The organism is Bacillus sp. FSL K6-6540, from assembly GCF_038007545.1.
Genome location: NZ_JBBOXH010000001.1, coordinates 1,006,882 through 1,019,795, shown reverse-complemented (window position 1 = coordinate 1,019,795; position 12,914 = coordinate 1,006,882). Strand labels below are relative to the sequence as shown.

Annotated in this window: 12 protein-coding genes; 4 read left to right on the top strand and 8 right to left on the bottom strand. The window is 53.3% G+C overall.

The genetic code is table 11. The features are described 5' to 3' along the window. Window positions 1-74: 74 nt before the first annotated feature. The 7 genes from MHH82_RS04465 to MHH82_RS04435 all read right to left on the bottom strand — a co-directional run bounded on the left by MHH82_RS04465 (window position 75) and on the right by MHH82_RS04435 (window position 5,627). Window positions 75-410 (bottom strand): hypothetical protein, encoded by a 336-nt coding sequence (locus tag MHH82_RS04465; protein WP_012819034.1) that lies wholly within the window; start codon window positions 408-410, stop codon window positions 75-77. Window positions 411-590: 180 nt separating this feature from the next. Further along, on the bottom strand, window positions 591-857 hold the full coding sequence (locus MHH82_RS04460) for a hypothetical protein (protein WP_012819033.1): 267 nt from the start codon (window positions 855-857) through the stop codon (window positions 591-593). A 66-nt stretch (window positions 858-923) separates the two neighbouring features. Then, window positions 924-1,787, bottom strand: coding sequence for an inositol monophosphatase family protein (locus tag MHH82_RS04455; protein WP_012819032.1), 864 nt, complete (start codon window positions 1,785-1,787; stop codon window positions 924-926). Between the two features lie 263 nt (window positions 1,788-2,050). Further along, entirely contained in the window at window positions 2,051-3,052 is a 1,002-nt protein-coding gene (gene uvsE, locus MHH82_RS04450; RefSeq protein ID WP_012819031.1) for a UV DNA damage repair endonuclease UvsE, read from the bottom strand. Further along, window positions 3,049-3,366, bottom strand: a complete 318-nt coding sequence (locus tag MHH82_RS04445; protein ID WP_009591113.1) for a hypothetical protein — start codon at window positions 3,364-3,366, stop codon at window positions 3,049-3,051. The genes uvsE and MHH82_RS04445 overlap by 4 nt, the downstream gene beginning before the upstream one ends. A 98-nt stretch (window positions 3,367-3,464) precedes the next feature. Beyond that, window positions 3,465-4,559 carry a D-alanine--D-alanine ligase gene (locus MHH82_RS04440; RefSeq protein ID WP_012819030.1) on the bottom strand — a complete coding sequence of 365 codons (1,095 nt, stop codon included), beginning with the start codon at window positions 4,557-4,559 and terminating at the stop codon, window positions 3,465-3,467. A gap of 45 nt (window positions 4,560-4,604) precedes the next feature. Then, window positions 4,605-5,627: an amidase domain-containing protein gene (locus MHH82_RS04435; RefSeq protein WP_012819029.1), complete on the bottom strand. Its 1,023-nt coding sequence runs from the start codon at window positions 5,625-5,627 to the stop codon at window positions 4,605-4,607. A gap of 316 nt (window positions 5,628-5,943) precedes the next feature. Here MHH82_RS04435 and acnA point away from each other — a divergent pair, with 316 nt between their 5' ends. Both acnA and MHH82_RS04425 read left to right on the top strand, forming a co-directional pair. Next, the gene (gene acnA, locus MHH82_RS04430; protein ID WP_145040873.1) at window positions 5,944-8,661 is read left to right on the top strand and encodes an aconitate hydratase AcnA; all 2,718 of its coding nucleotides are present in this window, start codon (window positions 5,944-5,946) and stop codon (window positions 8,659-8,661) included. 183 nt (window positions 8,662-8,844) lie between these two features. Next, on the top strand, window positions 8,845-9,000 hold the full coding sequence (locus MHH82_RS04425) for a hypothetical protein (RefSeq protein ID WP_340963673.1): 156 nt from the start codon (window positions 8,845-8,847) through the stop codon (window positions 8,998-9,000). Window positions 9,001-9,238: 238 nt separating this feature from the next. Here the strand turns inward: MHH82_RS04425 and MHH82_RS04420 are convergent, their stop codons facing one another. Next, window positions 9,239-9,979: an IclR family transcriptional regulator gene (locus MHH82_RS04420; protein ID WP_009591105.1), complete on the bottom strand. Its 741-nt coding sequence runs from the start codon at window positions 9,977-9,979 to the stop codon at window positions 9,239-9,241. A 221-nt stretch (window positions 9,980-10,200) separates the two neighbouring features. On the opposite strand from MHH82_RS04420, the gene MHH82_RS04415 reads away from it, so the two are divergent. Beyond that, on the top strand, window positions 10,201-11,193 hold the full coding sequence (locus tag MHH82_RS04415; protein ID WP_340963665.1) for an alpha/beta fold hydrolase: 993 nt from the start codon (window positions 10,201-10,203) through the stop codon (window positions 11,191-11,193). 162 nt (window positions 11,194-11,355) lie between these two features. Further along, entirely contained in the window at window positions 11,356-12,534 is a 1,179-nt protein-coding gene (locus MHH82_RS04410; protein ID WP_036664407.1) for a Fe-Mn family superoxide dismutase, read from the top strand. Window positions 12,535-12,914 lie beyond the last annotated feature (380 nt).

The window sequence follows — 12,914 nt, the reverse complement described above, 5'->3', positions numbered from 1 at the left end:
GACTTCACTCCCTTAACGTCGAATATCTTGATACAGCCTTATTTTACCACCACCATCAGGCGAATGGTACCGAATCAAGCCGGGCGAGACGGCTTCATGAGAAGATACGCGAATAGATAACCGATGGAGGTAACTCCAAACCAAGCAAATATCCCTGGCGTGCCTGCCATATACAGGCTTGGCAGTATCGACCATCCAAAAGCAATCAGCAGCAGCATTCTGTACGAATACACCATCGCAATCAACGCCAAGCAGCCTGGCAGAAAGAGCATAATGAACGTATTCAGGGCCGGACTCCAGTTCATAACGTCCGTATACGGATTAAAGATGATAAGTATGCACCACAACAGGATGGAACCCACACCTGATAATCCTGCCAAAAAATGAGAAGCCTTCAGCTGAACCCGCATTGTTTCTCCTCCCCCCTATATGGACAAGGTCGCACATCCTGACTCCGACATTCACCGTCTTGAAGAGTCTTATCTTGATTGCTGCACAAAAAAATGGACAGCCTGTTTCATGCTGTCCATTCCTGATACCGAACCAGGATGATGTTACGCTCCAATACCGCAATATTCCTTGAAGCGCTGTCACACGTCTTCGCCTGAATCCTCAGGCTTCTCCTTCTTTACCGCCTTATCGATATACTTGTCATAGCGGTCATCCAATTCCTTTGCCATGCTGCGGTATTTGAGCGTCTCCTCCACGATGGGATCGAGCTGCGTCTGAATCCGGATCTCATATTTCGGAGAGAGCAGCCTGCGCTCCTCCTTCTCCCGATCCTTCTTCTCCATTTCACCCTCCGTTAACATCTCGCTGAGCTGGCGCTCCAAATCCTGATCCGACTTCTCATTCATCGTACGCACACTCCTTTTATCAAACGGTTCATAGTGAACGGCATTCTCTCTGCGGATGGTGACCGTTTAGCGGACCAAAGCCTCGCCCGCATCTTTTAGCGTATCCAAAAAACGCTGATGAATCAACCCGTTGGTTGCCGCTAAATGACGCACCGACAGATCGTAGGGCCGTCCTTCCGTATCGGTTACTTTGCCGCCGGACTCCTGAACCAGCAGCGCGCCCGCGGCAACGTCCCAGGCACTCAAGCCGTGCTCCCAGTATCCGCTCAGCCGGCCGGCCGCCACATAAGCAAGATGAAGCGCGGCGGAACCGCCCGCTCTTATATTGCGTACCATCGGCAGCAGCGCCTGAAGCTCCGCCATGTTGAGCGGCAAGTTGACCTTGCTGTCCAGCGGGAAGCCCGTGGCCAGCAAGCTGTCCGACAATTGTTCCTCCGTGGAGACATAGGTCGGATTGCCGTGAACGTAAGCCCCTTTGCCTTTTTCCGCCACGAACAACTCGTCCCGGGAAGGGTCGTAGATAACGCCGACAATCACTTCTCCATGATGAGCCAGCGCGATGGATACGGAGTAAAACGGAAATCCGTGAACATAGTTCGTCGTGCCGTCCACAGGATCGATAATCCAAAGATACTCTTCGTCTTTGGCTTCCTCAAGCGCCTTCGCATAGGCATCCGTACCCGGGGCAACCCCTTCTTCTCCCAGGATCGCATGATCCGGGAAATGCGTCAGGATCAGCTTGCGGATCATCTGCTCCGCGCCTTTGTCGACCTCGGTTACGATATCCTGCGCCGAAGACTTGGTGCTCAGCTGCTTGACGGTGCCCAGTTTGCTCTTAATCCATTCTCCCGCTTTCGCTGCGCAATTAATCGCAACGGCGGTATAGCTCTTACTGCTGACAACATAAGGAATCTTTTCATTCTCGTTCAAAGCACTCACTCTACTTTCTATATAAATCTAGTAATCTTGGGAATCTCTACATCCTATTCCGTCATTACGGTAGCCGAAAGGGCAGCCACGCGAAAATTCCGCCTATTTCAATAAAAGTCCGTCCTATGCTGTGCACCTGAATGCTTGGCGAGAACGAACTTTTTAGTCCAATGTCATTATCTTGAGGGGAATCCCTGTTTGGCTACTTCCAACGTAACCCAAAACCCATCAACTTGCAAGTGTTAACAAGCTCAACTTATCGGTTAAGGGTTCACTTCGATGGAAGCACCGTCGAGAATGGTAATGCCCTCTTCCGAATAATTTCCCAGATCCTTCATCAGGTCAAACAAGGCCCCGTCCTTCATCTTCGCTTCAATCATGACGTCCACTTTTGGCGTAACCCCGGCAATATTCCTTAAAAAAGCGAGCAGCGGCACGACATCCACCCCGTCCGCATGGCTGCGGATATCGGTCTTGCTCTTGGGGCTGGAGACATGAATTTTAGGCGGCAGCGGCTGCGCCGGCTCCGAATCGGCCTGCGCAAGCTGCGTCTCCCAGGTGCGAAGGATATCCGGCCACAGCTCCCAGGGCGCCTCGCCGTCGTTATTGACCCACTGGTGATGGATGTCCAGCACCATCGGCAGCCCGGTCTGCTGGCATACGGCCAGCGTTTCCTGGGCCGTAAAGGTTTTATCGTCATTTTCAAGGGTCAGCCGTTCCTTGATGCGGGGGTCAAGCTCATGAAAATGTTCAACGAATCGGGCCGCTGCCGAAGGCTTGTCCCCATAAGCTCCCCCGATGTGAATGTTATTCTTCATGGAAGCAGGCAGTTCCATCGCCTGCAGCATGCGGACGTGCGACTCCAAGTCGCGAACCGAATTAACCAGCACTTCGGGACGCGGCGTGCTCAACACCGTGAAATGATCCGGATGGAAGGAAACCCGCATCCCGTGTTTTTTCACGAATTCCCCAATGGCCTGAAAGCCTTCCTGCAAAGCCGGGAACGGGTCCCAGTCCCGCATGTCATTATGCGTGGCCAGCGGAATCAGCTTGGACGAGAAGCGGTATACCTTGATATCGTGAGCCGCATTATGCTTCAGAAGCCGAAGGGTATTATGTAAGTTCTCATTCGCGATCCGCTCCAGTTTGTGCAGGCCGGCCTCACGGTCATTCAGCTTCATGAAACTCTTCATCGTCATCGTCTTGGAAGGAGAAGCATTCTGCACGACCGTGGACATGGCCACATAACCGAAACGGACAATCATGCATGGTCTCCGAAGAACATCTCGTGCGCGAGCGCGGTCTGTACGCGCGCTTCCTCATCCGTCAATTTGCGGATGAGCTGCAGCTCGACCGAAGTGACCTCCCGCCCCTGGAAGTTGATCTCCGATACGCATGCGGTGATCAGGACGATGGCCACCGCCCGGTTATCCGGCGTATAGGCAATGACCTTCTGTCCCGTCGGAAACACCCGGAGCCCATCCTTCAGCATTTTGCCGCGGCCGTATTCCAGCAGCTCGTAGAGCTCCTGCTCGCTTTTAAACTTACAAACGGAATTGAACTCGGTTTGAAATCCCATATCATGTCTCTTCCTTTCATCTCAAAATATTAGACTCAAGGGGAGCCGTAATGAATAGCGCGGACTCCCCCTGGTGTTTCATATCCTATTGTGACGGCTTACGCCTGGTTCTCATAAATCAGGGATTGCTTGCGATGGTACCGCTCAAGGCCCAGCTCGATCATCCGGTCAAGCAGCTCGCGGTAGGAAACGCCCGTCTCCCGCCACAAGAGCGGGTACATGCTGAACGGCGTGAAGCCCGGCATCGTGTTCACTTCGTTGATCAGTATCGCACCGTCCGAACGGCGGACAAAGAAGTCGGCGCGGGTAATGCCCCCGCCCTCAATCGCTTTGAAGGCGGCAATGGCCAGGTCGCGCAGCCGATCCGCCGTATCCGGGTCGATCTCGGCCGGGATTTGCATCTGCGATTGTCCATCCGTATATTTGGCCGCGTAGTCATAGTATTCACTGGAAGAGACGATTTCACCCGGAACGGACGCCATCGGCTCGTCATTGCCGAGCACGCTGACCTCCACTTCGCGCGCATCGACGAACTCTTCTACGATGATCTTGTCATCGAAGCGGAGCGCGGATTCAATCGCTGCCTTCAGCTGTTCCCGGTTCTTGGCCTTGGAAATCCCGACGCTCGAGCCGAGGTTAGCCGGCTTGACGAAGCTCGGGAATCCGAGTTTGTCCTCGATGTTCTTGAGCACTTCATGCTGGCTCCGCTCCCACTGGGTGCGGTTGAAATAGCAGTACTCGCATTGCGGCAATCCTGCCTGGGCAAAGAGCTTCTTCATGACGACTTTGTCCATCCCGGCAGCGGATGCAAGCACGCCGGTTCCCACGTAAGGGATGTCCGCCATTTCGAACAGCCCCTGGATCGTCCCGTCCTCGCCGAACGTCCCGTGAAGCAGCGGGAACATAATATCGACCGCCTGATTCTCTTCCCCGTACAGTCTGCTGAACACGGCGTTCAGCGCCGTTTGCGTGCCTTCCCCTTCAGCCAGCTTCAATTCCTCCTGCCGGGCGAAAGGAGCCGACATCTTGCTGCCGATTCTCCAGGTTCCCTGCTTTGAAATATAAAACGGGACAATCTCGTATTTATCAAAATCAAAAGCGTTCATGACCGCGAATGCCGTGGATAGCGACACCTCATGCTCGCCGGATTTTCCCCCGTATACTAAACCAACCGTCAATTTATCCTGTCCCATGTTAACCTCTCTCTTGTCCGTATTGCAGCATGACATGCTGTCATCTTAAAAATAATCGGGAATATGGTAAAACCGGTATTCGGTGTTATCGTTCCAAGCATAGGAATCCCGGTAGTCCCAATAGCGGTGGCGGCTTGACACCGTATGCGCATTAACCAGCGGCATCCCGCCCGCGTCAAACGCCGTTACGATGGTGCTGTGCTGAAACGCGCCGTCGCCGTCCCAGTCGTACACGATGACGTCCCCCAGCATCAGCTGTTCGGGACGCTCCACCCGCTCGGCACGAAGCCCCGTGGTACTGGCATTCAGATAATGCGCGAAGCTGTTCGACACCGCCCAGCTGTAGCTCCACCACTCCCGTTTGTTGACGTATCCCTTGTACCACCATCCCGTTTCTCTTTTACCAGTATAGTGGATTGGGGCTTTGCCTGCAAAGAGGCACTGGGAGATATAGTTCGTGCAATCCACGTCGAATTCCTCAAACTCCGGATTCCCGGAATCCCACCAACGGTCGGCATAGGCAGCCGCGGCTTCGCGTTCGTAACGTCCCGATCGCGGACTGCTGCCAGCGGCGTATACGCGTCCGTTCATGAAAGGAGTGGACGGTTCCCTTCCGGCCGCGTCCGAGCTTGCTCCCGGTATGTCGGCCCTTTGCAAAGGATGGCGTTCATCCTGCAGACGTTCAATGCCGACGATCAGCCAGGCATCCCCGTCCCGAATCAGCGTCAGCCGCTCCCTGAAAACCGTGTCTTCCCGATGCGTCATCCCTCTTTTTTCATAATAAAAGACGCTGTGGAGCCGCACGTCGGCGACCACATCATCCTCCGTTTCCCTCAGTATGCGCTGAAGACGGGCACGGGTCTCGCTCTTAAGCGGCGTTGCCTCCCGCTCCGCATACCACGATTGCAGGCGAAACTGCCTCTCTCCTCTCTCTACCAGGTAGTTCAGGTCCGCCACAATCTGCTCTTTCAGGCCTGAGGAATAGTCCACGCGATTTTGGTTATATTGATTGACGTAAATATATAGAGCTTGCTTCCAAGGCTTCTCGGCTTGCTTCAAACTGTTCATCCTCTCTCCTCCTCTAACCTTGCCATTCACGCCGTTCCCTATCACAACTATATGAAGCAAATCTTCAGGCTATGAACTTCGGTCAAGAGATTGCAGAAACGCGGGATTGCAGCGGCTGCTTTCCGGTAAGAAAACAGGCTTGTTTTCACCTTTTTGAAATGCGTTTCTTCTATAAAAAATGCTTTACGCGGGGAGTTGAAAACGTTATACTTAAAGTAGTCAATTTATGAAATTAGGTTTCATCTAGTGAAACCGAAAAGGATTTAACCCTAACTGTCTTTATTCGATTTATGAAATGACTTAAGGAGGTTCATCAATGCCAGCAAAGGATCAATTCTCCATCTCTCGCAACCTAGAGGTGGGCGGTAAAAGTTACCGCTACTTCAGCCTGCAGGCACTCGAAGAGCAAGGATACGGCAGCGTGTCCAAGCTTCCTTTCTCCATTCGGGTGCTGCTTGAAGCTGCCGTTCGTCAGTTTGACGGACGCGCGATTACCGAAGATCACGTAAAACTCTTGTCCAAGTGGAACGAAGGACGCGACAACAACAAGGAAATTCCGTTTATCCCTGCCCGTATCGTACTGCAGGACTTCACCGGCGTACCCGTTGTCGTAGACCTTGCAGCCATGCGCGACACTGTAAAAAAATCCGGCGGCGATCCTAAACAGATCAATCCGCTCGTTCCGGTCGACCTCGTTATCGACCACTCCGTCATGGTCGACGCTTTTGGTACCGACCAAGCGCTTGAAACGAACATGAAGCTTGAATTTGAACGCAACGAGGAGCGTTACCGTTTCCTCCGCTGGGCTCAAACGGCATTCAACAACTTCCGCGCGGTTCCTCCGGGAACAGGTATCGTTCACCAGGTTAACCTGGAGTACCTGGCTTCCGTGGCGGCTACGAAGACCGTTGACGGCGAAACGCTGGTCTTCCCTGATTCCCTCGTAGGCACGGACTCCCATACCACCATGATCAACGGTCTTGGCGTTGTGGGCTGGGGCGTCGGCGGCATCGAGGCGGAAGCCGGCATGCTCGGCCAGCCGCTGTACTTTGTCACCCCTGAAGTTATCGGCTTCAAACTGACAGGCAGCCTGGCAGAAGGCGCTACCGCGACTGACCTTGCCCTTACGGTAACCGAGCTTCTCCGCAAGAAAGGCGTCGTAGGCAAATTCGTAGAATTCTACGGTCCAGGCCTCGCCAACATCAGCTTGGCTGACCGCGCAACGGTTGCCAACATGGCTCCGGAATATGGCGCTACGATCGGCTTCTTCCCGGTTGACGACGAAACACTGGCTTATCTTCGCAACACGGGCCGCTCCGATGAGCAGGTTGAGCTTGTGGAGAACTACTATAAAGCGCAAAACATGTTCCGTACGGCCGATACGCCGGACCCTGAGTTCTCCGACGTAATCGAACTGGACCTGGCTTCGGTTGTGCCGAGCTTGGCCGGACCGAAACGTCCGCAGGACCGTATCGAGCTTACCAGCATGAAACAAAACTTTAACGACATCATCCGTACGCCGATCGATAAGGGCGGATATGGACTCAGCGACGAGAAAATCGCAGAGACCGTTAAAGTTAACCATAAAGACGGCTCTACCAGCGAAATGGGTACGGGTGCAGTTGTAATCGCGGCCATCACCAGCTGTACAAACACGTCGAACCCAAGCGTTATGCTCGGCGCAGGCCTCCTGGCCAAGAAAGCCGTTGAACGCGGACTGAAGAAGCCTGGCTATGTGAAGAGCAGCTTGACACCGGGCTCCCTCGTCGTAACCGACTACCTGGAAAAAGCCGGTCTCCTGCACTATCTGGAATCCCTTGGCTTCTACGTGGCAGGCTATGGCTGCGCAACGTGCATCGGTAACTCCGGTCCATTGCCGGATGAAGTGAGCGAAGCGATTGCCGACAACGACATGACGGTAGCTGCCGTATTGTCCGGTAACCGTAACTTCGAAGGCCGCGTGCATGCTCAAGTCAAAGCCAACTACCTGGCTTCGCCGCCGCTGGTTGTTGCTTACGCCCTGGCAGGCACGGTGAACATCGATCTTCAGAACGATCCGATCGGTTACGATCCGAACAATGAGCCTGTGTATCTGAAGGACATCTGGCCAACGAGCGCGGAAATCCGCGAAGCGATCGGCCTGTCCGTCAGCCCTGAAGCATTCCGCTCCAAGTACGAGAACGTGTTCACCGCCAATGAGCGTTGGAACAAGATTCCTGTGCCTGAAGGCGAGCTGTACGAGTGGGACGATCAATCCACTTACATTCAGAACCCGCCGTTCTTCGAAAACCTGGGCAACGGCCTGAACGACATCCAGGACATCAAGGAAGCGCGCGTGCTGGCTCTCTTGGGCGATTCCGTTACGACGGACCACATCTCTCCAGCGGGCAACATCGCAACGAACAGCCCTGCCGGCAAATATCTGAGCGATCGCAACGTGGAGCGCAAAGACTTCAACTCCTACGGCTCCCGCCGCGGTAACCACGAAGTCATGATGCGCGGTACGTTCGCTAACATCCGGATCCGTAACCAGGTCGCTCCAGGTACGGAAGGCGGCGTTACGACTTACCTGCCAACGGAAGAAGTGATGTCCATCTATGATGCATCGATGAATTATCAAGCAGGCGGACAGAACCTGATCGTTATCGCAGGTAAAGAATACGGTACGGGAAGCTCCCGCGACTGGGCCGCAAAAGGTACGTATCTCCTCGGCGTCAAGGCTGTGCTGGCTGAAAGCTTCGAGCGTATCCACCGCTCCAACCTGGTGGGCATGGGCGTTCTGCCGCTCCAGTTCCAGGAAGGTCACGGCTGGAAGAGCCTCGGTCTGAACGGCCGCGAGACATTCGATATTCTGGGCCTCAGCAACGATGTGAAGCCAGGCCAGGAATTGACGGTTGTCGCTACGCGCGAAGACGGAACCCAATTCGAGTTCCCAGCCATCGCTCGTCTCGACAGCATGGTGGACGTGGATTACTACCATAACGGAGGTATCCTCCAAACGGTACTGCGTCAAATGATCGCATCGAACCAATAAGACACTCCCTATAGGCGCTTTAGCCTTAGGAACAAATCCCCATCATCCGCTTATGGATGATGGGGATTTTGTTATTTTTCGGTACTTCTTTCCTGAATATTGGATATTCCGTTTCGAATGATGCCAAGAAGGTTAATTGGTAAAAAACATTTTCGGAAATCCATGCCCAGGAGGAAAGTACCTATGATCAAAATACATACGATGGCTTCGTTCCAATATCAATACCAACGGCCGCAGCCGGTAGCAGCGCCTAAGAAAGAGGAAGCGACGGACAAACCCCTGACCTTTCAAGAAATCCTTCATCAGAAAATGAAGGAAAAGAACGTGAAGCTGACCTAAGTTGCGCTTACGTGTTACATACTGAGCTGCAGCGGCAAAAGGACCGTTCCCCGCGATCACCAAGATCATGGGGGACGGTCCTTTTCTATCCTATAAGAAATAGCGTTTATGGGCGAGCCTTCTCTGAAGACGGACAGCGCTTGGACGGTTTGTTATGCCGGACGGCTGTATCACATGCAGCCTCCCGGTCATTCAATAACTTATAGTGATGCTGTCTCTGACCCGGCAATAGAATAAATTAAATCATCATTCCCATTTCCCGTGCCGCTTCCATCAGAATTGGCGCATGCTCGCGAAGCGTTTCGGCCGACAGGCGGGTTACAGGCCCGGACATCGACAACGCGGCGGCGACGCGGCCGCTGCGGTCGAAGATCGGCACGGATACGGCAGCCGCTCCAGGTTCGCGCTCTTCGATGCTGATCGCGTAACCGTTCTCCAGTATTTCCGCCAGCTGCTGCCGGTACGCGTTCTTATCGACCGCCTCCGGCCAATCCGGCGCATTCAGCAGCTCCTCCTGGTCCGCCTCAGGCGCAAAGGCCACAAGAACCTTGCTGGACGCGCCCACCGAGAGCGGCAGCCGCACGCCGACCTGGGCGACCCGCCGGATCCCCTGGTTGCTCTGAACCGCTTGAATCCGAAGGCGATCCGAACCGTCCCTTAAATACAGACTTACCGTTTCCCCAAGCCGATCCCGCAAGGCCTCCATCGCCGGCTGAAGGCGAATGGCAGGGTCATCGCTTTGGGACAGATGCATCGACAGCTCCCATATTTTTAAGCCGAGCCGGTATTTCTCCGTCTCTTTGTTCCGCACAACGAATCCTTTGTCTTCCAGCGTTGTTAGCAGCCGATGGACGGTGCTTTTATGTAATCCGATAAGGGAAGAAATCTCCGTGAGAGCAAGTTCGCCATCCTTCGTAAAACACATCAAGATATCAAGGGCTCGCTCTACGGCGCGTACCGTCAATTTGCGGTCTTCCATCCCGATCAGCTCCTCTCCTGTTTCATTGTATGAAACCTGGTTACAAGAATTATATGAGAATTCTTCTCAAAAGTAAACCATGGGGACAGGGACTTTACAGTTGTCTTACAATCTATGGTTTTGCATTGACTTTATAGGCATCCGGGCATACGATTATTATAATTTCAACTTTTTCATGTTCACGAAACGCACTCAGACTATATGGTAAGGAGGGGCCACTTATGAGCACTACGACTGGTAGTAATGCCCCACTCTCCCAATTGAATGACGCGCCGACCGAGCTGTCCACGGGCTTGGTCCGTCTAAAGCATATTATATTAGCGCTGTTATTATCTGTCGTTTTTTTCCTCGTTTTCTGTTTTATTGCGCTTCATGCCTATATCGCTTGGGTTTTGTCGAATCCGACGGTGGCTCCGCTCTATTCCAATCCCAAGCTTGCGAAAGATATGAATTACGAGAACGTCACGTTCCACTCGATTGACGGGAAACGAAATATCAATGGATGGTATATCCCGGCCGAGAATTCCTCGAAAACCATCGTGCTCAGCCATGGTTACGGCGCTAACCGGGAGGAAACCTGGGTACCGATGTACGATATCGCCCACTACGCGCACAATATGAATTTCAATGTGCTCATGTTTGATTACGGTTTTGCCTCCCAGACCAGCAAGGAAGTGGCGACCGGGGGCAAGGAGGAGAAACGCCAGCTTCTTGGAGCCATTGAGCATGTGAAGCAGCGCGGCGCGAAGCAAATTGTCGTCTGGGGGTTCTCCATGGGGGCCGGCACCGCGCTGCAGGCAGGGCTTGAGACCAAGGACGTGGATGCCATGATTCTGGACAGCGCCTTTTTATTGGAGCCGGACACGCTTTACCACAATATCCACAACCAGATTGATCTCCCCCGTCATCCTTCGCTGGAGATTCTGGAGCTGCTCTTCCCTGTGCTTAACGGCACAAGTCTGGACCAAATCCCGTACAATGAAGTGAAGAAGCACGATTACCCGTTCCCGACCTTGTTCATCCACGGAACGAAGGACGATAAGGCCCCTTACCCGATCGCCGAGAAAATTGCTTCCAACCAGACGCATGCGGATTCCGATTCCTGGATTGTAGAGGATGCCCATCATGAGCTTATCTTCCGCGAGCACCCTAGGGAATATCTGCGCAAAGTATCGACCTTCCTCGGCAAACTCGAAACGCCGGACGAACCCTGAGGTTTTCATCAGTTGTTTATATAGCGAAGAGACCGTGCCTTTCAGTATAAGATTCTACTCCCCTGCTGCCTGATGCAGCGGGGGTTTTTATTTTTCCTTCATAATACAGGCCGCCAAATGAATATAGTGTGTTTAGTGAACCTGATACTGGAGGGAACGGACATGTTATTTCATTATGGAGCGAAGCTCCCGGTGCGATTACTGGAGGAAATTCGCTTTTGGAAGCATCAGGAAAGAAAACACCTCGCGCTGATCAAAGCCGTGGTGCCCGATCTGGAGCCGGTCTACGTCAAGATGCTGGATCAATGGGCCGTCGTGTTCTCCGACACGGAGAAGGCGGCAGACGAACTTCTGCGCCATATTCTAAGTTATAATGCTTCTCCCACGCCTCAAATGCTGGCCCAGGTCGAGCAGCTCTTGGGCGCTTCCTGCGAGCAGTCCAGGGAGTTCATTCGCCAGCTGCACAGCTTAAAAGAGAACAGTGAAGCCGTTCAGAAAGTACCGCTTGCCGGTACGGTTCTGCACCATGTGATTCGGGAGTCCGAATATTTCCTGAATGCACTCGAAACACTGAACGCCGCCGGAGCGCTGGAGAGATTCATGGATGTGGATATGCCGCTGCAGTCGATGACGCTGCACGAGGCCACGTCTCCTCCGCCGTCTACTCCCGAAGCCGAGCTGTCCATTCAAGGCATGGGAGACAGCGGCGGCAAAGCTGTGCCGATTGGCGGACACCGCCTCCCTCCACTGCCTTACGCTTATAATGCGCTCGAGCCTTATATCGACGAGAAAACCATGCGGATTCACCACGACATCCATCACCAAAGCTACGTCGACGGCCTGAACAAGGCGGAGAAGAAATTGGAGGAGGCCCGTAAAAGCGGCGATTTCGAGCTCGTGAAGCATTGGGAACGCGAGCTTGCGTTCCACGGTGCCGGCCACTATCTGCATACGATCTTCTGGAACATCATGAACCCGCGGGGCGGCGGCGAACCGGGCGGAGAGCTTGCACAGCAGATCAAGAAGGATTTCGGAAGCTTCGATCGATTCAAGAAGCATTTTACCGAAGCAGCAGACAAAGTGGAAGGCGGCGGCTGGGCGATCCTCGTCTGGAGCCCGCGCAGCCATCGGCTTGAAATTTTGCAGGCCGAGAAACATCAAAATCTCTCCCAGTGGGACGTCGTCCCTCTCCTCGCCCTGGATGTATGGGAGCATGCATATTACCTTAAACATCAAAATAAACGCAAGGATTACATCAACGATTGGTGGAACGTGGTCTACTGGCCGGAAGTTGCGGAGCGTTTCAAGCATGCCAGCAAGCTGAAATGGAAACCGTTTTAATTCTCAGTCGGCATTAGCTGCTTCGGATTGGTTAATATTGGGTATGAAGTCTATAGCCCTCCTTACTTCCTTTATGGGGTTTAGGGAGGGCTTCCCTGTTCAGAGGGGCACTTGGTCATGAGCCCGGAATTGAACAGGATTATTCAAGCTAAGGAGTAACCCAACCTTATTGTTAGGTCTTTTTTACCACATATCTGGTTATTTATTCGGTTGAACGCTACCATATGCTGGATTATGATATGACAGTAAGCTTGGTACGCAGCCTCAGCATTGGTCTAAGGCAACAACCGAAAGATCCGGCGTGCCTGTGGGAGCAGGACATCACGACTGAAGGGATGGGTCAGTGTGAACAGTAGGTTCAAATCGCGTATTTTCATTTT